19 protein-coding genes are annotated in these 18,653 nt (G+C 68.0%); 3 read left to right on the plus strand and 16 right to left on the minus strand.

Features of this window, described 5'->3' with window-relative positions; genetic code table 11:
- The first annotated feature begins 104 nt into the window (after positions 1-104).
- Positions 105-830, plus strand: coding sequence for an OmpW/AlkL family protein (locus PL79_RS35795; RefSeq protein ID WP_044845975.1), 726 nt, complete (start codon positions 105-107; stop codon positions 828-830).
- A 163-nt stretch (positions 831-993) separates the two neighbouring features.
- On the opposite strand, the gene ugpQ is transcribed toward PL79_RS35795, so the two are convergent.
- From ugpQ to PL79_RS35855, 12 genes are all read right to left on the minus strand, one after another.
- Complete coding sequence (ugpQ, locus tag PL79_RS35800) at positions 994-1,758, minus strand: glycerophosphodiester phosphodiesterase (protein ID WP_044846002.1); 765 nt, start codon at positions 1,756-1,758, stop codon at positions 994-996.
- A 28-nt stretch (positions 1,759-1,786) separates the two neighbouring features.
- Positions 1,787-2,872 (minus strand): sn-glycerol-3-phosphate import ATP-binding protein UgpC, encoded by a 1,086-nt coding sequence (locus PL79_RS35805; RefSeq protein WP_044845976.1) that lies wholly within the window; start codon positions 2,870-2,872, stop codon positions 1,787-1,789.
- Positions 2,873-2,899: 27 nt separating this feature from the next.
- Entirely contained in the window at positions 2,900-3,745 is an 846-nt protein-coding gene (gene ugpE, locus PL79_RS35810; RefSeq protein ID WP_044845977.1) for a sn-glycerol-3-phosphate ABC transporter permease UgpE, read from the minus strand.
- Positions 3,742-4,626, minus strand: coding sequence for a sn-glycerol-3-phosphate ABC transporter permease UgpA (gene ugpA, locus PL79_RS35815; RefSeq protein ID WP_044845978.1), 885 nt, complete (start codon positions 4,624-4,626; stop codon positions 3,742-3,744). The genes ugpE and ugpA overlap by 4 nt, the downstream gene beginning before the upstream one ends.
- A 98-nt stretch (positions 4,627-4,724) precedes the next feature.
- Positions 4,725-6,059 (minus strand): sn-glycerol-3-phosphate ABC transporter substrate-binding protein UgpB, encoded by a 1,335-nt coding sequence (gene ugpB / locus PL79_RS35820; protein WP_044845979.1) that lies wholly within the window; start codon positions 6,057-6,059, stop codon positions 4,725-4,727.
- A gap of 90 nt (positions 6,060-6,149) precedes the next feature.
- Complete coding sequence (locus PL79_RS35825; RefSeq protein WP_044845980.1) at positions 6,150-7,358, minus strand: deoxyguanosinetriphosphate triphosphohydrolase; 1,209 nt, start codon at positions 7,356-7,358, stop codon at positions 6,150-6,152.
- Between the two features lie 41 nt (positions 7,359-7,399).
- Positions 7,400-8,479, minus strand: a complete 1,080-nt coding sequence (aroB, locus tag PL79_RS35830; RefSeq protein ID WP_044845981.1) for a 3-dehydroquinate synthase — start codon at positions 8,477-8,479, stop codon at positions 7,400-7,402.
- On the minus strand, positions 8,476-9,030 hold the full coding sequence (locus PL79_RS35835) for a shikimate kinase (protein ID WP_082088580.1): 555 nt from the start codon (positions 9,028-9,030) through the stop codon (positions 8,476-8,478). The genes aroB and PL79_RS35835 overlap by 4 nt, the downstream gene beginning before the upstream one ends.
- A gap of 40 nt (positions 9,031-9,070) precedes the next feature.
- Positions 9,071-10,732, minus strand: a complete 1,662-nt coding sequence (locus PL79_RS35840) for a type IV pilus secretin PilQ (RefSeq protein WP_044845983.1) — start codon at positions 10,730-10,732, stop codon at positions 9,071-9,073.
- Positions 10,729-11,595, minus strand: coding sequence for a pilus assembly protein (locus PL79_RS35845; protein WP_044845984.1), 867 nt, complete (start codon positions 11,593-11,595; stop codon positions 10,729-10,731). The genes PL79_RS35840 and PL79_RS35845 overlap by 4 nt, the downstream gene beginning before the upstream one ends.
- Positions 11,592-12,227: a fimbrial protein gene (locus PL79_RS35850; protein WP_044845985.1), complete on the minus strand. Its 636-nt coding sequence runs from the start codon at positions 12,225-12,227 to the stop codon at positions 11,592-11,594. Before PL79_RS35850 ends, PL79_RS35845 begins: the two co-directional genes overlap by 4 nt.
- Positions 12,224-13,147 (minus strand): hypothetical protein, encoded by a 924-nt coding sequence (locus PL79_RS35855; RefSeq protein ID WP_044845986.1) that lies wholly within the window; start codon positions 13,145-13,147, stop codon positions 12,224-12,226. Before PL79_RS35855 ends, PL79_RS35850 begins: the two co-directional genes overlap by 4 nt.
- 226 nt (positions 13,148-13,373) lie before the next feature.
- Between PL79_RS35855 and PL79_RS35860 the strand changes: the two genes are divergently transcribed.
- Positions 13,374-15,761, plus strand: coding sequence for a penicillin-binding protein 1A (locus tag PL79_RS35860; RefSeq protein WP_082088581.1), 2,388 nt, complete (start codon positions 13,374-13,376; stop codon positions 15,759-15,761).
- A gap of 99 nt (positions 15,762-15,860) precedes the next feature.
- Here PL79_RS35860 and cyaY read toward each other — a convergent pair whose 3' ends face one another.
- Positions 15,861-16,187, minus strand: coding sequence for an iron donor protein CyaY (cyaY, locus tag PL79_RS35865; protein ID WP_044845988.1), 327 nt, complete (start codon positions 16,185-16,187; stop codon positions 15,861-15,863).
- A 36-nt stretch (positions 16,188-16,223) separates the two neighbouring features.
- Here cyaY and lptM point away from each other — a divergent pair, with 36 nt between their 5' ends.
- On the plus strand, positions 16,224-16,505 hold the full coding sequence (lptM, locus tag PL79_RS35870) for an LPS translocon maturation chaperone LptM (RefSeq protein WP_082088582.1): 282 nt from the start codon (positions 16,224-16,226) through the stop codon (positions 16,503-16,505).
- 85 nt (positions 16,506-16,590) lie between these two features.
- On the opposite strand, the gene msrQ is transcribed toward lptM, so the two are convergent.
- From msrQ to ccsA, 3 genes are all read right to left on the minus strand, one after another.
- Positions 16,591-17,280: a protein-methionine-sulfoxide reductase heme-binding subunit MsrQ gene (gene msrQ / locus PL79_RS35875; RefSeq protein ID WP_044845990.1), complete on the minus strand. Its 690-nt coding sequence runs from the start codon at positions 17,278-17,280 to the stop codon at positions 16,591-16,593.
- A 20-nt stretch (positions 17,281-17,300) separates the two neighbouring features.
- The gene (msrP, locus tag PL79_RS35880; protein WP_044845991.1) at positions 17,301-18,296 is read right to left on the minus strand and encodes a protein-methionine-sulfoxide reductase catalytic subunit MsrP; all 996 of its coding nucleotides are present in this window, start codon (positions 18,294-18,296) and stop codon (positions 17,301-17,303) included.
- Positions 18,297-18,454: 158 nt separating this feature from the next.
- Positions 18,455-18,653 (minus strand): cytochrome c biogenesis protein CcsA (ccsA, locus tag PL79_RS35885; protein WP_193759909.1); only part of this gene is annotated, 199 nt, incomplete at its 5' end.

Genomic DNA, 18,653 nt, shown 5'->3' on the forward strand with positions numbered 1-18,653 from the left:
GCGTACGGTCGTGCGAATCCTAGGGAGAAAGCTCTAACTTGCGAGCTTGTTTGGTTTTAAACGCAGTCGTCATAATGAGCACGCCTTTGATCGGAGGAGACACAATGAAACGAAAACTGGCCATTACGGGGGCCGTGGCGCTCGCATTTGCGGGCGGTACGGCACACGCACAATCCGCAGGTGATTTCTACGTCAGCACCGGCTGGCTGCACTTTTCGCCGCAGGACAGCAGCGACCCGCTGTTCGTCTACGGCGTCGGCGGCACGCCCATCAACCAATCGATTCCCAACACCGGCGCCGGCATCAACGACGCCGATACGCTCGGTCTCGCAGCGGGCTACTTCGTCACCGACCATATCTCCACCGAGCTCGTGATGGGGATACCGCCGAAGTTCGACATTACCGGCAAGGGTCGGTTCGAAAACTTCGGCGTACTCGGCCGTGCGTACCAGTGGAGCCCCGCCGTATTGCTGCGCTACCACTTCAACGACGCCAACGCGAAGTTCCGTCCGTATGTCGGCGTCGGCGCGACATATACGTGGTTCACCGGCGCAAAGATCACGAACAGCAGCTTCGAGAACGGCGTGCTCGGCGGCCCGACCAGCGCGACGACCAGCAACCAGTGGGCGCCTGTGTTCAACGCCGGCTTCACGTACAACTTCACGAAACACTGGTTCGGCGGCCTGTCGATCTCGTACATCCCGATCAGCGTCACCGCGACCTTCACGACGGCCCGCCGGACCCCGGTCGGCACCCTGACCGAAACGTCGAAAGCGAAGATCTCGCTCAACCCGATCGTCACGTACCTGAACATCGGCTACCGCTTCTAAGCGTAGTCGAATATTTGGGGAATGGTTAATCCTGCTGCAATTTGTAGCCGATTTTTCGTGACGTAACGTCTCCACGATGGAAAACGCCCCGGCGGAAACCCGCCGGGGCGTCGTTTTTTTGCCTCAGGGTTTTCCCGCGACCAGCATCGCGCGGGACCGGTCGCTACGCGATGTCGTCCAGCGCATCGGCGGCGATCAGGTCGATCCGGTCCGTGCAGACCGCATCGACGCCCCAGCGCGCGAGTTCGCGCGCCCGGGCGAGGTCGTTGACCGTGTACACCAGGATCCGCAGGCCCGCCGTCTTGATCGCGCGCACGAGCGGTTCGTCGAGCTCCTTGTGGCTTGCGTGCAACGATACGCAGCCGAGCGCATCGACGACCTGCGCGTGCCAGTCGTCCGGTACCGCCTCGTACAGCATCCCGCGCGGCAGCGCCGGTGCGCTCGCGCGCGCCTGTTGCAACGCCTCGAACGAGAACGACGACAAGAGCGGCGGCACCGCCGCGCCATGCCAGTACGCGGCCGCATCGGCCGCGACCCGCTGCCCCGTGTCGCGCTCGCGGCCCGGGCACGGCTTGATCTCGACGTTCGCCGCCAGCCCGTGCGCGACGCAGCGCGCCGCCGCCGCCTCGAGCGTCGGCATCCGCTCGCCCGCGAAACGCGCGTCGAACCAGGCACCGGCGTCGAGCGCGGCCAGCGCCGCATAACGCATGCCCGCCGCCGGGCCGCGGCCGTTCGACGTGCGGTCGACCGTGTCGTCGTGCAGGAGGAACGTCACGTCGTCGGCGGACAGCTTCGCGTCGAACTCGACCATCCGGTGACCGCGCCGCGCGCCCTCGTCGAACGCGGCGAGCGTGTTCTCCGGTGCGAGCGTGCCGCCGCCGCGATGGGCGACGACGCGCGGATAGGGCCAGTCGGTTCGGGAAGTCATCATGCGCCTCGCAACGGGTTCGTCAGGGTCAGCCGGCCCGCTTGCCGGTCTCGGGATCGAAGAAATGCAGCCGGTGCGCGGGCAGCGCGGCACCCAGCGCCGTGCCGCGCGCGGGACGATCCGCGTGCGGCAGCCGCACCGCGACGTCGTGGTTGCCCCAGCGGCCGTGCGCGAGGTTGTCCGCGCCGAGCAGCTCGCACGAGTCGACCGGCAGCGTCGCCTGCGCGACGCCCGGCTGCGGCGTCATGTACTCCGGCCGCACGCCGAGCACCCAGTCACGCCCGGTGGCGATCGCAGTGCCGATGCCGGGCGCGCCGGCGACCGGCAGCGCCGGGCCGCCGCCCGCGACCGTAAACGTCGCGCCATCCTCCGACAGCCGGCCGTGCATCAGGTTCATCGCCGGCGAGCCGATGAAGCCCGCGACGAACACCGTCGCCGGCTTCTCGTACACGTCGACCGGCGCGCCGATCTGCTCCGCATAACCGCGGTTCATCACGATCACGCGCTGCGCGAGCGTCATCGCCTCGATCTGGTCGTGCGTCACGTACACGCTCGTGGTCGCGAGCCGCGCATGCAGCCGCTGGATCTCGAGCCGCATCTGCACGCGCAGCTTCGCGTCGAGGTTCGACAGCGGCTCGTCGAACAGGAATACCGACGGCTCGCGCACGATCGCGCGCCCCATCGCGACGCGCTGCCGCTGGCCGCCCGACAGTTCGCGCGGCCGCCGCGCGAGCAGCGGCTCGAGCTCGAGGATCTTCGCGGCGGCAGCCACCCGCGCGTCGATCGTCGCGCGCTCGATGCCGCGGATCTTCAGCCCGTAGCCCATGTTCTGCGCGACCGTCATGTGCGGATACAGCGCGTAGTTCTGGAACACCATCGCGATGTCGCGATCCTTCGGCTCCAGCGCGTTGACCACGCGCTCGCCGATCGCGATCTCGCCGTCCGTCACCGTCTCGAGCCCCGCGATCATCCGCAGCAGCGTCGACTTGCCGCAGCCCGACGGGCCGACCAGCACGATGAATTCGCCGTCGGCGATCTCCACGTCGATGCCATGCAGCACGTGCTGCTTGCCGTCGTAGGATTTCCTGACGCCCTTCAAGCTCAGCGCAGCCATACCTTGTCCTTCTCCCGGTTACGTCAGTTATTTCTCGGAATCGACGAGGCCGCGCACGAACCAGCGCTGCATCGCCAGCACGACGACGAGCGGCGGGATCATCGCCAGCAGCGTCGCCGCCATTACGTATTGCCATTCGGTCGCGGCGTCGCCGCTCGCGATCATCGTCTTGATGCCCACCACCGCCGTCGACAGCGACGCCTCCGTCGTGATCAGGATCGGCCACAGATACTGGTTCCAGCCGTAGATGAACGTGATCACGAACAGCGCCGCGATGCTCGTCTTCGACAGCGGCAGCACGACGTCCCGGAAGAAGCGCAGCGGCCCCGCGCCGTCGATGCGCGCGGCGTCCATCAGCTCGTCGGGCAACGTCATGAAGAACTGGCGGAACAGGAACGTCGCGGTCGCCGATGCGATCAGCGGCAGCGAGAGCCCCGCGTAGGTGTTCGTCATGTGGAGCGTCGACACGACCTGCACGGTCGGGAAGATCCGCACCTCGACCGGCAGCATCAGCGTGATGAAGATCAGCCAGAACGCCGTGTTGCGGAACGGGAAGCGGAAGTAGACGATCGCGTACGCGGACAGGATCGACACCGCGATCTTGCCGACCGCGATCGCGAGCGCCATCACGAAGCTGTTGACGAGCAGCCGGCCGAACGGCGCCGTCGTGCCGCCGCTGCCGTGCCCCCAGATATAGGCGACGTTCTCCAGCAGGTGCGTGCTCGGCACCAGCGACAGCGGGATCGTGAACACTTCCTGCGCGTTCATGGTCGCCGCGCAGAACGCGACGTACACGGGGAACACGATCAGCACGACGCCCGCGATCAGCACCGCGTGGCAGAACAGGTCGAAGCCCTTGCGATTTTCGATCATGCGTATTGCACCCTGCGTTCGACGAAGCGGAACTGGATCACCGTCAGGCCGACGACGATGATCATCAGCACGACCGACTGCGCACCCGAGCTGCCGATGTCGAGCCCCTGGAAGCCTTCCGTGAAGATCTTGTAGATCAGCGTCTTCGTGCTCTGCGCGGGGCCGCCGGCGGTGGCCGCGTCGATCACCGGGAAGGTGTCGAAGAACGCGTAGACGAGGTTCACGACCAGCAGGAAGAAGCTCGTCGGCGACAGCAGCGGCAGCACGATGTGGAAGAAGCGCCGAACCGGCCCGGCACCGTCGATCGCCGCCGCCTCGATCAGCGAGCGCGGAATCGCCTGCAGTCCTGCGTAGAAGAACAGGAAGTTGTAGCTCACCTGCTTCCATACCGACGCGAGCACGACGAGGAACATCGCCTGGCCGCCGTTCAGCGCGTGATTCCACACGATGCCGCCCTTCGCGAGCGCATAGGTGACGAGGCCGATGCTCGGGTTGAACAGGAACGCCCACAGCACGGCCGCGATCGTCGGCGCGACCGCATACGGCCAGATCAGCAGCGTGCGGTATACGCGCGCGCCGCGGATCACGCGGTCGGCGCAGGCGGCGAGCAGCAGCGACACGACGAGCCCGCTGACCGTGACGAGCGAGCTGAACACCAGCGTCGTGCGGAACGAGTCGAGGTACAGCGGGTCGGCGAACAGGTGCGTGAAGTTCGCGAAACCGACGAATTCACTCGACGTGCCGAACGCGTCCTGCATCTGCGTCGACTGCCACAGCGCGACGCCGGCCGGCCACAGGAAGAACACGGCGGTGATCGCGAGCTGCGGCGCGATCAGCAGGTACGGCAGCAGGCTCGCGCCGAAACGGGAACGGGATTGCATCGCGGGTGTCCGGAGGCGAAACGGGAAGGGAACCGTGCCGCCGGCCCGCACGCGCGCATACGCGATGCGGCGGCCGGCGGCACGAACGCGATGCAGGCTCAGCCGCCCGACTTCTCGAAGCGGCGCAGCAGCTCGTCGCCGCGCGACGCCGCCGAATCGAGCGCCTCCTTCGGCGACTTCTTCTCCGCCCAGACCTGCTCCAGCTCTTCGTCGACGACCGTGCGGATCTGCGGCATGTTGCCGAGGCGCAGCCCCTTCGTATACGGCAGCGGCGGCTTGTTCATCATCTGCTTGATCGCGGTTTCCGCGCTCGGGTTCTTCGCATAGAAGCCCTGCTGGCGCGTGAGTTCGTACGCGGCCGTCGTGACCGGCAGGTAGCCGGTTTCCTGGTGCCACTTCGCGGCGATCGGCGGCGAGGCCAGGAATGCGAGGAACTTCGCGACGCCCTTGTAGGTCGCCGGATCCTTGCCGGCCAGCACCCACAGGCTCGCGCCGCCGATGATCGCGTTCTGCGGCGCGCCCTTCACGTTCGCGTCGTACGGCATCATGCCGGTGCCGTAGCTGAACTTCGCGAACTTCTGCACGTTCGCGAGCGCGCCCGACGACGTCGTCAGGATCCCGCAGTCGCCGCTGTAGAACTTCGCCGATGCCTCGTCCTTGCGGCCCGCGTACGTGAACGTGCCGTCCTTCTGCATCTGTTGCAGGAACGCGATGTGCGCGACCTGCTGCGGCTTGTTGAATTCGAGCGCCGCGTCGGCGCCGTCGAAGCCGTTGTTGCGGCTCGCGAACGGCAGCGCATGCCACGCGCTGTAGTTCTCGAGCTGGATCCAGCCCTGCCAGCCGGTCGTGAAGCCGCACGTCATCCCGGATTTGCGCAGCTTCTCCGCGGCGGCCTGCACGTCGGCCCACGTCTTCGGCGGCTGGTTCGGGTCGAGCCCGGCCTTCTTGAACGCGTCCTTGTTGTAGTACAGCACCGGCGTCGAGCTGTTGAACGGCATCGACACGAGATGGCCCGTCTTCGCGTCGCTGTAGTAGCTCGCGATGGTCGGTACGAACGCCTTTTCGTCGAGCGGCACGCCGGCCTGCTTGAACACGTCGTAGACCGGCACGACGGCCTTCTTCGCCTGCATCATCGTCGCGGTGCCGACTTCATAGACCTGGAGGATCGCCGGCGCGTTGCCGCTGCGATAGGCGGCGATGCCCGCCGCGAGTGCCTGGTCGTACGTGCCCTTGAAGACCGGCACGATCTTGTAGTCGCTCTGCGATGCGTTGAACTGCGTGGCGAGCTCGTTGACGCGCTCACCGAGCGCCGACTCCATCGCATGCCAGAACTGGATCTCCGTCGCGGCGAACGCCGCATGCTGCACACCGAACATGAGCGCGCCGCCCAGCGCGATCGAGCGAACCATTGTCCCCGCGGGCTTCTTCTTCATCGATCTCTCTCCTGTGAAAACGTTACCAACAGCGTGTGCAACATTCCCGTCGCCATTGAACCGGCGAAGTCTAGTGATCGTTTGTGACAGTCAGTTGTCGTTGATGACGAACAGGCGCTGGTATTCCTTCAGCGCGAAGCGGTCGGTCATGCCGGCGATGTAGTGCGCGACGAGGCGCGGCTGCTGCGCTTCGTCGTCCGACTGGTACGGCGGCGGCAGCAGGCGCGGATCGTCGATGAACGCGTCGAACAGCCCGGTGACGACGCGCTGCGCCTTGTTCGCCATGCGCATCACCTTGTAGTGGCGATACAGGTTCTTGAACAGGAAACGCTTGAGGGCCGCCGCCTGCGCGGCGATCGGCTCGCTGTGCGCGACGAGCGGCGGCGCGGCGCGCACGTCGTCGAGCGACGCGGGCGCGACACGCGCGAGATTGCGCGTGGTCTCGTCGATCAGGTCGACGATCAGCGTGTTGATGATGCGGCGCACCGTCTCGTGCACGAGGCGGCGGCCTTCGAGATGCGGGAATTCGGCGAGCGCCGCGTCGTAGTGGCGCTGCCACAGCTCGACTTCGGCGAGCTGCTCGATCGTGATCAGGCCGGAGCGCAGGCCGTCGTCGACGTCGTGGTTGTTGTACGCGATTTCGTCCGCGATGTTCGCGAGCTGCGCTTCCAGCGACGGCTGGCGGCCTTGCAGGAAACGCTCGCCGAGCGCGCCGAGCTTGCGGGCGTTCTCGCGCGAACAGTGCTTGAGGATGCCTTCGCGCGTCTCGAAGCACAGGTTCAGGCCGTTGAACGCGCCGTAGTGCTCCTCGAGCTCGTCGACCACCGCCAGGCTCTGCAGGTTGTGCTCGAAGCCGCCGTGCTCGCGCATGCACGCATTCAGCGCATCCTGCCCGGCATGGCCGAACGGCGTATGGCCGAGATCGTGCGCGAGCGAGATCGCTTCGACGAGATCCTCGTTCAGGCGCAGGTTGCGCGCGACCGAACGCGCGATCTGCGCGACTTCGAGGCTGTGCGTGAGGCGGGTGCGAAACAGGTCGCCTTCGTGATTGACGAAGACCTGCGTCTTGTATTCGAGCCGGCGGAACGCGGTCGAATGAACGATGCGGTCGCGGTCGCGCTGGAATTCGGTGCGCGCCGCCGGCGGGGTTTCCTGATGGCGGCGGCCGCGCGACTGCGACGCGTGGGCGGCATACGGAGCGAGATGGGCTTCCAGCGCCGCCAGCGTCGGCGGCTCGGCCAGCGCCGCAGCGGATGCGCGGCCGGCTCGGGTCGGTTTGCTGCTGGATGTCTCGCTCACGTCTCCTCCATGTCAGGGGCGCCGGGGCATCCGGGGCGCCGTTACCGGGTCGTCTGCGCCAGCGTAGCGAACACGGCTTCGTCGGGCGCCTGGGTGATCAGCGTATCGCCGAATCGCTTCAGCAGGATGAACTTAATCGCTCCGGCTTCAGCCTTCTTGTCGACGCGCATCAGGTCCATGTAGCGCGCATCGCCGAGTGCCGGCCCGCGCACCGGCAGATGTGCGGCGGCGATCACCGCGTCGAGCCGCTGCCGCGACGCTTCGTCGAGCAGGCCGAGCCGCACCGACAGGTCGCCCGCCATCACCATCCCGCAGCCGACCGCTTCGCCGTGCAGCCACTCGCCATAACCGAGCCCGGCCTCGATCGCATGGCCGAACGTATGGCCGAAATTCAGGATCGCACGCAGCCCGCCTTCGCGTTCGTCGGCTGCGACCACGCTCGCCTTGATCTCGCACGAGCGCTTCACCGCATGCGCGAGCGCGGCCGGCTCGCGGCGGTTCAGCGCCTCGACGTTCGCCTCGATCCAGTCGAAGAATGCCGCATCGGCGATCGCGCCCGTCTTGATGACCTCGGCCACGCCGGCCGCCAGCTCGCGATCGGGCAACGTGGTCAGCGCGCCGATATCGGCGATCACGGCCTGCGGCTGGTAGAACGCTCCGATCATGTTCTTGCCGAGCGGGTGGTTGATGCCCGTCTTGCCGCCGACCGACGAATCGACTTGCGACAGGAGCGTCGTCGGCACCTGGATGAACGGCACGCCGCGCATGTAGCACGCGGCGGCGAAGCCGGTCATGTCGCCGATCACGCCGCCGCCGAGTGCGACAAGCGTCGTCTTGCGGTCGGCGCGCTCGGTCAGCAGGCCGTCGAAGATCAGGTTCAGCGTTTCCCAGTTCTTGTAGGCCTCGCCGTCCGGCAGCACGACCGTCGACACGCGCTTGCCGAGCGGCGCGAGCGCCGCGCGCAGCACGTCGCCGTAGAGCGGATCGACCGTCGTGTTCGTGACGATCGTGACCGACGAACCGGTGATGTGAGGGGCGAACAGCTCGGTGCGGCCGATCAGGCCGGCACCAATGTGAATCGGGTAGGCGCGCTCGCCCAGATCGACGTTGACGGTAATCATGCTTGTAGCGGCTTGGCGATGACGCCTGCCAGTTCGAGTTGCATCAGCACCATGTTGACGAGGCCGTTGACCGACGGGCGGCCGGTCTCGATGATGAAGTCCGCGCATTCGCGATACAGCGGGTCGCGCACTTCGTAGAGCGCTTCGAGACGCGCCTTCGGATCGTCGGTCTGCAACAGCGGGCGGTTCTTGTCCTTGCGGGTGCGCAGCCACAGATCGTGCGGATTGGCGCGCAGATAGATGACGATGCCGCTGCTTTTCAGGCAGTCGCGATTCTCGGGCCGCAGCACCGCGCCGCCGCCCGTCGCGAGCACGATGTTCTCGCGCTGCGTGAGATCGGCGATCACCTGCGATTCGCGGTCGCGAAACCCGGCCTCGCCCTCCATCTCGAAGATCACCGGAATGCGCGCACCCGTGCGGGCCTCGATTTCGTGGTCGGAGTCGAAGAACGTCCTGTCGAGCCGGCGCGCGACCGCACGGCCCACGGTGGTCTTACCCGCTCCCATAAGGCCGACGAAAAATACGTTTGCATGTGGGTCCCGCGCTTGCAACGGCTTCCTCTGCTTGAATCTTGCTGGTGTGTGGCGCAGCTTACTGGCAAAGCGGCTGCCTTGTCGAGCCTGCGCCGCCGGCTTCAGGCCCCGTTTTTCCCGCATCCGCGTCGCCCGCGCCGGCCGTTTCGCAACGCGCGCCGACGACCGTCGGCGTGATGAAGACGACCAATTCGCTGCGCTGGTCGCGCCGTGCGCGGTGCCGGAAAAGCGCGCCCAGTACCGGTATTTTGCCCAAGAGCGGCACCCGCGTCACATCGTCCCGGTTCAACTGCTCGTAAATCCCGCCGATCGCGACCGTTCCGCCGTCCTCGACCTCGACGCGTGTCTGGACGTGCTTCGTATGAATCGCCGGGCCGGCCGCCGTCGGCTCGCCGATGCTGTCCTTCGTCACGTCCAGGTCCAGCACGACGCGCCCGTCGGGGGTGATCTGCGGCTCGACCTCGAGCTTCAGCGTCGCGCGGCGGAACTGCACGCCGCTCACGCCGTTGCCGACCTTGGCCTGGTACGGCAGCTCCGAGCCCTGTTCGACGATCGCCTTCACGCGGTCGGCCGTCACCACGCGGGGGCTGGAAACGATCTGGCCCCGCCCCTGCGCCTCGAGCGCGCTCAATTCAACGTCGAGCACGCGGCTGAGCGGCGCGGCGAACAACGTGAAGCCGGCCGTCGCCGCCTCGTAGCCGCCGAGCGGTCGTGCGGCCAGGTCGAGCGCGTTGCGCGTGTCCGTCGCGAATGCCGCGCCGTCGGCCGCGGGCGCCCGTCCCTGCGCGCGCAGCGCGACGCGTGCGCCGAGGTTGCGCGAGAAGCCCTGCTCGCCTTCTACGATCCGCGCCTCGATCCGGACCTGCCGCGATGGCCGGTCGATCGCGTCGATCAAGCCCGCGATCTGCGCGATGCGCGGCGCCAGATCGGTGACGAACAACAGGTTCGTGCGGGGATCTGCCGCCGCGGCGCCGCGTTTCGACAGCAGGCGCTGGCCGGTCGCTCCGGCCAGCAGCCGCTGCACGTCCTGCGCGCGCGGGTAATGCAGCGCGAAGGTCCGGCTCGCGAGCGGCTCCAGCTCGGCCGCGCGTGCATGCGTTTCGAAGCGCTCGCGCTCGCGCGCGGCGAGTTCGGCCGCCGGCGTGACCCAGATCACGTTGCCGCGCCGGGACATCGCCAGCCCGTGCGTGTCGAGCAACGTGTCGAACGCATCGCGCCAGCGGACATTGTTCAGACGTAACGTCACGGTGCCGCGCACCTGCTCGCCGACGATGATGTTCAGCCCGGTGAATCGCGCGAGCGCGTCGAACGCGGCAGCGAGCCCGGCGCCTTGCAGATTCAGCGAGATCCGCCGCGCGTCATCCGCATCGCCGGGGTGCCGCGCCGCGGCGTCGCTCATGCGCATCGGCGGCGGCAATGGAATCGGCGGCCCTTCCAGCCGGGGCACCGGTGCGGTTGTGTCCGCTTGAAGCGCCGCGCGCACGGCCTGATCGAACGGCGGCGGGCCGTCATGCGCGGGCGCTGCACCGTCCGCGCCGTCCGCACCGTCGGGCGCACCCTGCGGCAGCGGTGTGTCCTGGGCATGCGCCTGCATCGATGCGATCGGCCAGCCAGCCGGCGGCAAAGGCGGCAACAGGGGCAACGGCGGCAGCGCCGCGTGTGCCGCGGCCACGCCCGATCCGACCCAGAATGCGATCGCCCGCCGTCCGTACTTCGTCATGGGCGACCTCCGTCATCCATGACGAACCGGCGCGCGCCATCAGCTGTCGCAAGCGTCACCGCACCGGCATCGATGCTCACCACGCGTGACATCCCGAACGCTTCGCCCGGCGCAACGGTCGCGAATGCGCCATCGCCCGCGTCGAACAGCGCGAGCCCGGCGCGTACGTCGCGAATCGTGCCGGCCAGGCGCGGCGTCACATCGTCGGCCCGCGTGGGCGAGCCATCGCCGCCGAATGGATCGTCGCTCGGCACGCCGGCAAGCAGCCGCACCGTGCCATCGGGAGCACGAGCCCCCGACAGCGCCGGAAACACGTCGATCGTCATGTCCACCCGCAACGCGGGCGGTTTCCGCTCGATATGCAGCCTCGTCGGCACCACCAGCGCGGGAACACTCGCCAGCCCGCCCATCAGCCGCAGCAGCGCCGGAAAGCCGCCGTCCGCGACGATCCGCACCGTGCGCCGGCCATCCGGGGCCGCTTCGTCAGTGCGCCGCGGCTCGATCGACACGATCCGCAGTCCGCTCGCGCCGGCCAGGTCCGCCAGTTCGAGCATCAGTGCGGGCCACCCCGATGCACGCGGCACGCTGGAGGCGTGCCCGGCAGCGGGGTCCGGGTCGCGCCGTGGCGCGGTCGCGAGCAGCCGCTGTGCGTCGGCGGCACGCACTTGTGCCGTTGCCAGCAACGCGCGACTGCGTGCGAGTCCGCTCGCGTCGACCGCATCCATCAGATGAATGCTGCCCATCGTCACGCACGCGAATGCCGTCACGCAGCCGATGGCATGCGCCGCGGCCGGCGACATCCGCGCCATGCGGCCGCGCCGCCCGGCACCGGCTGGCATGGACCGATGCGTGATCGCCGTCATGCGTCGCCTCCCGCTGCGTTCTGCCGCGGCGGCGCGTCGTGCCAACGCGCCTGCACGGAAAACCGGAACGGCACGGCCGAACCCGTGACCGGCGTGGCCGAAGCAGGTGTCAGCGCACCGACATCGAATCGCCAGTCACGCTGCTCGACCGCAATCCGTGCGAGCCACCGCGCGGCCGCCCGGTAACTCGTCGTGCGCGCGTCGAGCACGGCGCCGGACGCAGTCGTGCGCAATGCGTCGAGCCGGACGGTGTCGTCGCGCACCTGCGCCAGCGTCGCGAGCAGCCCGGCGACACGCCGGCAAGGCGCGGCAAGCGCGGCCGCCCGTGCATCGCGTCGCGCGAGGTCGGCGGCCACGCCGGCGGCGCGCCGTTCGGCATCGATCCGTGGCTGCAATTGCCGCAGCCGCGCCTCCACACGCGTACGCTCCGCATCCACGCGCCATCGCCACGCCGTCGCCGCCCCCGTCCAAATGCAGGCCCCGAGCACGCCGAGCACGATCGCCGCCCCGCACTGCGCGGCACGGCGCCGCCGCAACGCCTGCGCCAGCCGCTCACGGTACGGCAGCAGATTGAAGCCGCCGAGCACGGCGTGGCCGGCGGCAGTTCGCCCGAACCCCACATCGGCCATCATTCCCACACCCCGCGCAGCGCCAGCCCGATCGCGAGGGCAAACGCCGGACCGCCCTGCGTTCCGGCGGGCACGCCCGGCAGCCCGTCCCATCCGGTGCAGTCGAACGGCACCGCGGCCACGCCGAGCGCATCGCCGATATCGGCGGCCGACGTACCGCAGCGGGCGATGCTGCGCGCGTCGCCGGCCACGAGCACGCAGCGCACCGGCTCGAACACGCACTGGCGCAATGCGTCGGGGAACGCCGCCTGCACGTCGCCGGACACCGCGAGCACCGGTACGGCGATCGAACCGTCGACCCGCCAGCCGCGCACGCCCGTGTCGCAGAACCAGAATGCGGCGTACGGGCCGTGGGCATCGGGTTCGAACTGCGCGGCATAGCGCAACGCGCGCAGCGCGGCGGCCGACTCGCCGTCGACGGCCGTCAGGTCGACGCCGGCCTGCGCGGCGACGTCGATCCGCCGTTCGAGCAATGCCTGCGGCGCCACGGCGACCTCGATCTCGCCCGAGCACGCGCCGTCGTCCTGCCGCCAGTCGAACGCGAGGCTGTGGGGCGGCAGCCCCGAGATCCGTTCTGCGGCCTGCCGGGCGGCGTCCGCGACGTCGTCGCGCCCGGCCAGATCGAGCGTCGCGGTCCGCATTTCGTCGTCGCGCAGCGCCATCACGCCGCGCGTGTCGCAGCGCACGCCCGCCGCCGACAATCGCGACACGGCCGCCGCCAACGCGCGTGCGACCGCTGCCCAGCGCGCCTCCTCCGGCCCGTCCTGCAATCCGACCGGCTCCCGCTCGAGTCCTTCGACCCGCACCTCCACGGCCCGCCCGCGCCGGCTCAGCACGGCCACCCTCACCTCGTCCGCCCCGACGTCGATGCCCGTCGAACGGTGCCTGCCCGGCGCGAACCGCGCCGCCCATCGTCCTGTCATCCCAGCCTCCCGCGATCGTTGCGGCCCACGCCGCGTTTCCGAGGCCTGATTCTGCAAAGCGGCGCGTGTGCCCGACAGTCGGCCGGACGGCCAGTTGTGGCACGGGGCGACCTCGCGGACACTATGCCGGCGGCACCGCGATCAGCCGGTTTCCGGCCGCCGCCCCCCGCGTCAGGACCGGTCTTACCGGGCAGCTATAATCGCGGGACTGTTTTCCGGTATGCCTATGCAATCCACGTCTCCTACGTCCCCGCCTCCCGCGCCCGAGCCGAAGAAGCGGTCCTGGTGGCTGAAAGTCCTGATCGGCCTCGCCGCGATGTGCGTGGCCCTCGTCGTGGCCGGCGGCCTCGTGCTCGGCTACGCGCTCGTCGTCGCGTGGCCGAACATGCCGTCGCTCGACGCGCTGACCGACTATCGTCCGAAGGTACCGCTGCGCATCTATACGTCCGATCACGTGCTGATCGGCGAATTCGGCGAGGAACGCCGCGACATCGTCCATTTCAAGGACGTGCCCGACTCGCTCAAGAAGGCGATCCTCGCGATCGAGGACGCACGCTTCTACGATCACGGCGGCGTCGACCTCACCGGCATCGCCCGCGCCGGCTTCGTCGCACTGACGAATGGCCATGCGTCGCAGGGCGCGAGCACGATCACGATGCAGGTCGCGCGCAACTTCTTCCTGTCGAGCGAAAAGACCTACACGCGCAAGATCTACGAAATGCTGCTGGCCTACCGGATCGAGCGCGCGCTGACGAAGGATCAGATTCTCGAGGTCTACATGAATCAGATCTATCTCGGCCAGCGTGCGTACGGCTTCGCGAGCGCCGCACGGGTCTATTTCGGCAAGGACCTGAAGGACATCACGCTCGCCGAAGCGGCGATGCTCGCGGGGCTGCCGAAAGCGCCGTCCGCGTATAACCCGGTCGTCAATCCGAAGCGCGCGAAGGTGCGCCAGGAATACATCCTGCAGCGGATGCTCGAGCTGAACTTCATCACGCGCGAGCAGTACGACCAAGCCGTCGCGCAGCCGCTCGCCGTCAAGGGTGCCGGCCGCGAGTTCAGCGTGCACGCCGAGTACGTCGCGGAAATGGTCCGGCAAATGATGTACGCGCAGTACCGCGAGGAAACCTATACGCGCGGCTTCAACGTCGTCACGACGATCGATTCCGCCGACCAGCAGGTTGCATACACCTCGCTGCGCAAGGGCATCATGGATTACGAGCGCCGCCACGGCTATCGCGGGCCGGAAGGCTTCATCGAATTGCCGGCCGGCGCCGACGATCGCGAGCAGGCGATCGACGATGCGCTGCTCGAACACCCCGACAACGGCGAGCTGATCGCGGCGGTCGTCACCGCGGCCACCCCGCGCCAGATCACCATCGCCTTCATCGACGGCAGCAGCGCGACGATCGAAGGCGACAACCTGCGCTTCGCGTCGGGCGCGCTGTCGGCCGGCGCGCAGCCGAACCGCCGCATCCGCCCGGGCGCGATCGTCCGGGTCGTGAAGAACGACGCCGGGAAGTGGTCGATCACGCAGTTGCCGCAGGTCGAAGGCGCGTTCATCTCGATCGTTCCGCAGGACGGCGCGATCCGCTCGCTGGTCGGCGGCTTCGACTACAACAAGAACAAGTTCAACCACGTCACGCAGGCGTGGCGGCAACCGGGCTCGTCGTTCAAGCCGTTCATCTACTCGGCATCGCTCGACAAGGGCCTCGGGCCGGCCACGGTGATCAACGACGGCCCGCTGTATTTCAGCGCCGCGGAAACCGGCGGCCAGCCGTGGGAACCGAAAAACTACGGCGGCGGTTTCGAAGGCCCGATGTCGATGCGCACCGCGCTGCAGCGCTCGCGCAACCTCGTGTCGATCCGGATCCTGAACCACATCGGCACGAAGTACGCGCAGCAGTACATCACGCGCTTCGGCTTCGACGCCGACCGTCATCCGGCCTACCTGCCGATGGCGCTCGGCGCGGGCCAGGTCACGCCGCTGCAGATGGCCGGCGCGTACTCGGTGTTCGCGAACGGCGGCTTCCGCGTGAATCCGTACCTGATCGCCGAAGTGACCGATCCGAACGGCGCTGTCGTCGCCCGCGCGCAGCCGCTCATCGCCGAGCAGAACGCGCCGCGCGCGATCGACGCGCGCAACGCATACGTGATGAACAGCCTGCTGCAGAGCGTCGCGCAGCGCGGCACGGGCGCGCGCACCAACGTGCTGAAGCGCACCGACCTCGCAGGCAAGACCGGCACGACGAACGACTCGCACGACGCGTGGTTCGCCGGCTACCAGCACACGCTCGCGGCGATCGCGTGGATCGGTTACGACAACCCGCGCAGCCTCGGCGATCGCGAAACCGGCGGCGGCCTGTCGTTGCCGGTCTGGATCGACTATATGGGTGCGGCGCTGAAGGGCGTGCCGGAGTTCAAGCCGACGATGCCGGACGACGTCCAGGCGCTCGGCAGCGAGTTGTACTTCACCGACTTCACGCCGGGGCACGGCTTCGTGTCGACGGTCGGCGTGCCGCAGGCGCCGGCGGTGCAGAGCACCGACGAAGCGGTGCCGCACGTCGACGAACAGGAGAAGCAGGACATCATGAACCTGTTCCGCGGCCACTGATACGAACGGCCCGGGCATGAAAAAAGCGCCCCGCGGGGCGCTTTTTCCTTGTGCTTCGATCCGGCGTATCGGCGCCCGGCCGGGCGAGCGCCGGACGCGTTACGCGTCGAACGTGATCGGCAGGCCGGCCTGCTGCGTCGCGTACTCGGTGAGCGCCGCGAAGAACTCGGTGCCGGTGCGCGTATCGCGCCATTCGCCGTCCACGAAACGGTAATGGAATCCGCCCGCCTTCGCGGCGATCCACAGCTCCTTCATCGGCGGCTGGAGGTTGACGATGATCTTCGAGCCGTTCTCGAACGTCAGCGTCAGCACGCTGCCGTTGCGCTCCAGATCGATGTCGTGATCGCCGTCGTTCGCGGCATCCACGGTACGCTCGACGGCCGCCAGCACGGCCTCGGCACGGGCCAGGTATTCAGTATCGGACATGCTAAACTCTATCGGTTAAATTGTTCAGGGACGATCATGCGAGTCGTTTTCCGGATGAGCGCGATTGTAGCGGCTTTGGCGATTCTTGCCGGCTGCGGTCAACGCGGTCCGCTCTATCTGCCCACCGTGCCCCCGTTGCCGGCGAAGCCCATCCAGCAGCAGGACACGGCGCCGTCCGACGTCACGCCGAGCGATGAAAGCGCGTCGTCCGACAGCATTCCCGATTCTTCCGGCACGCCGCTCACGCTGTCACCGGAGCTGTCGAGCGATGCATCGAAGGCCGCGACGCCGGCATCCGGCCCGGCCGCCACGCAGTAAGCGCGCGCCGCCGCTCGCGCGGCTTCCTTCGCGACCAAGGCGATGACTGCCCGTCATCGCCTTTTGTTTTTCCGGGCCCGCCTCGTCACGCGCGGATGCGCCGCCAGCCCCATTCGAGCAGGCGCCAGCCGAGCAGCACCGCAACGATCACCGCGTAGAGCTTCGGCTGCGCGAGATTGTGCTTGCCGGCCCTCATCCACCAGAAATGCAGCACGCCGAACAGCGCGATCGCATAGATCGCGCGATGCAGCGTCGCCCAGTGACGACCGAGCCGGCGCACCATCGCGCGCGGCGAGGTCGCGGCCAGCGGAATCAGCAGCACGAACGCGGCGAAGCCGACCGTGATGAACGGACGCTTGCCGACGTCCTTCAGGATCGCGAGCACGTCGAACCACTTGTCGAACCACAGATACGTCGTGAAATGCAGCGTCGCGTAAAAGAACGCGAACAGGCCGATCATCCGGCGAAAGCGCAGCAACGCTGGAACGCCCGTCACGCGCCGAAGCGGTGTGACGCCGAGCGTGAGGCATAGCATCACCAGCGTCCAGAGGCCCGTCGAACGCGTGATGAATTCGATCGGGTTCGCGCCGAGCCGGTCGGTCAGCCCGAACAGCACGAGACGGGCGAGCGGATAGAGTCCGGCCGCGAAAACCAGTACCTTGGCGGGGGCAAGCCAGCGCGGCGCGGCAGCACGCGCTGCGCCGCCCCGGGAACTGCCGGCGGCAGCCGTGCGCGTGCCGGACGCGCGCGCGGGCGTCAGCGTCGAAGGAGGCATGTCGTTTCTCACCGGCGCACTCAGAAGTTCTTCTTCAGGTCCATGCCCTGATACATCGACGCGACGAGATCGCCGTAGCCGTTGAACATCAGCGTCTTGCGCTTCGGCGTGAAGAAGCCGTCCTCGCCGATCCGGCGCTCGGTCGCCTGGCTCCAGCGCGGGTGATCGACGTTCGGGTTCACGTTCGAATAGAAGCCGTATTCGTTCGACGCGTACGTGTTCCAGCTCGTTTTCGGCTGCTTGTCGACGAAGCGGATCTTCACGAGCGACTTCGCACTCTTGAAGCCGTACTTCCACGGCACGACGATCCGCACCGGCGCGCCGTTCTGGTTCGGCAGCACCTGGCCGTACACGCCCATCGTCAGCAGCGTCAGCGGATTCATCGCCTCGTCCATCCGCAGCCCTTCCGAGTACGGCCAGTCGAGCACCGGCGTCGACAGCCCCGGCATCTGCGACGGATCGGCCAGCGTGACGAACTGCACGTACTTCGCGTTGCCGGTCGGCTGCACGCGCTTGATCAGCTCGGACAGCGGCACGCCGATCCACGGGACCACCATCGACCAGCCTTCGACGCAACGCAGCCGGTACACGCGCTCTTCGAGCGGCGCGAGCTTCAGCAGTTCGTCGAGATCGAACACCTTCGGGTGCAGCACCTCGCCTTCGACGCTCACGCGCCACGGGCGCGGCCGCAGCGTGCCGGCGTTTTGCGCCGGGTCGCCCTTGTCGGTGCCGAACTCGTAGAAGTTGTTGTAGGACGTGATGTCCTTGAACGGCGTCACCTGGTCGGCCGCGACGAACCTCGGGTTGGTTTTCGCCACGAGCTTCGCGGCCCGCGCGTCCGGCGACGCATAGGCGGCGAACGCAGCGCCGCTGCCGCCGAGCAATCCGCCCGCCGCCGCCAGGCCGGCGGCCTGCAAGACGCGCCGCCGGTTCTCGAACACCGCGCGCGGCGTAATCTGGCTCTGCGCGATGTCACCGCCGGTCAGTACGGTACGCAAAGGGTGTTTGATCCACATCGTGCTGCTCCTCCTGGATGCGCGGCGCGCACGCTTCATGAGCGTTCGACCCGACCCATCCTGCGCCGTTCGACGCCCGGACCGCCCGCCCGTTACAAAAGAAAACCGCCGGGCACGCAGTGCGCCGGCGGTCTTTTGTCGGACCCGCGTCGGAAATCTTACAGCTTGCCGTAGCTGTGCAGCCCGGACAGGAACATGTTGACGCCGAGGAACGCGAACGTCGTCACGAGCAGGCCGGTGAGCGCCCACCAGGCGGCCACCGCGCCGCGCAGGCCCTTCATCAGGCGCATGTGCAGCCAGGCCGCGTAGTTGAGCCACACGATCAGCGCCCAGGTTTCCTTCGGGTCCCAGCTCCAG

The sequence above is a fragment of the Burkholderia sp. USMB20 genome (genome assembly GCF_000949135.2).
GTDB lineage: Bacteria > Pseudomonadota > Gammaproteobacteria > Burkholderiales > Burkholderiaceae > Burkholderia.

Bases quoted from the DNA above. Each gene is read 5' to 3' on its own strand.
- PL79_RS35795 (WP_044845975.1), top strand. From the start codon at position 105: ATGAAACGAAAACTGGCCATTACGGGGGCCGTGGCGCTCGCATTTGCG.
- ugpQ (WP_044846002.1), bottom strand. From the start codon at position 1,758: ATGACTTCCCGAACCGACTGGCCCTATCCGCGCGTCGTCGCCCATCGC.
- PL79_RS35805 (WP_044845976.1), bottom strand. From the start codon at position 2,872: ATGGCTGCGCTGAGCTTGAAGGGCGTCAGGAAATCCTACGACGGCAAG.
- ugpE (WP_044845977.1), bottom strand. From the start codon at position 3,745: ATGATCGAAAATCGCAAGGGCTTCGACCTGTTCTGCCACGCGGTGCTG.
- ugpA (WP_044845978.1), bottom strand. From the start codon at position 4,626: ATGCAATCCCGTTCCCGTTTCGGCGCGAGCCTGCTGCCGTACCTGCTG.
- ugpB (WP_044845979.1), bottom strand. From the start codon at position 6,059: ATGAAGAAGAAGCCCGCGGGGACAATGGTTCGCTCGATCGCGCTGGGC.
- aroB (WP_044845981.1), bottom strand. From the start codon at position 8,479: ATGATTACCGTCAACGTCGATCTGGGCGAGCGCGCCTACCCGATTCAC.
- PL79_RS35840 (WP_044845983.1), bottom strand. From the start codon at position 10,732: ATGACGAAGTACGGACGGCGGGCGATCGCATTCTGGGTCGGATCGGGC.
- PL79_RS35845 (WP_044845984.1), bottom strand. From the start codon at position 11,595: ATGACGGCGATCACGCATCGGTCCATGCCAGCCGGTGCCGGGCGGCGC.
- PL79_RS35850 (WP_044845985.1), bottom strand. From the start codon at position 12,227: ATGATGGCCGATGTGGGGTTCGGGCGAACTGCCGCCGGCCACGCCGTG.
- PL79_RS35855 (WP_044845986.1), bottom strand. From the start codon at position 13,147: ATGACAGGACGATGGGCGGCGCGGTTCGCGCCGGGCAGGCACCGTTCG.
- PL79_RS35860 (WP_082088581.1), top strand. From the start codon at position 13,374: ATGCAATCCACGTCTCCTACGTCCCCGCCTCCCGCGCCCGAGCCGAAG.
- cyaY (WP_044845988.1), bottom strand. From the start codon at position 16,187: ATGTCCGATACTGAATACCTGGCCCGTGCCGAGGCCGTGCTGGCGGCC.
- lptM (WP_082088582.1), top strand. From the start codon at position 16,224: ATGCGAGTCGTTTTCCGGATGAGCGCGATTGTAGCGGCTTTGGCGATT.
- msrQ (WP_044845990.1), bottom strand. From the start codon at position 17,280: ATGCCTCCTTCGACGCTGACGCCCGCGCGCGCGTCCGGCACGCGCACG.
- msrP (WP_044845991.1), bottom strand. From the start codon at position 18,296: ATGTGGATCAAACACCCTTTGCGTACCGTACTGACCGGCGGTGACATC.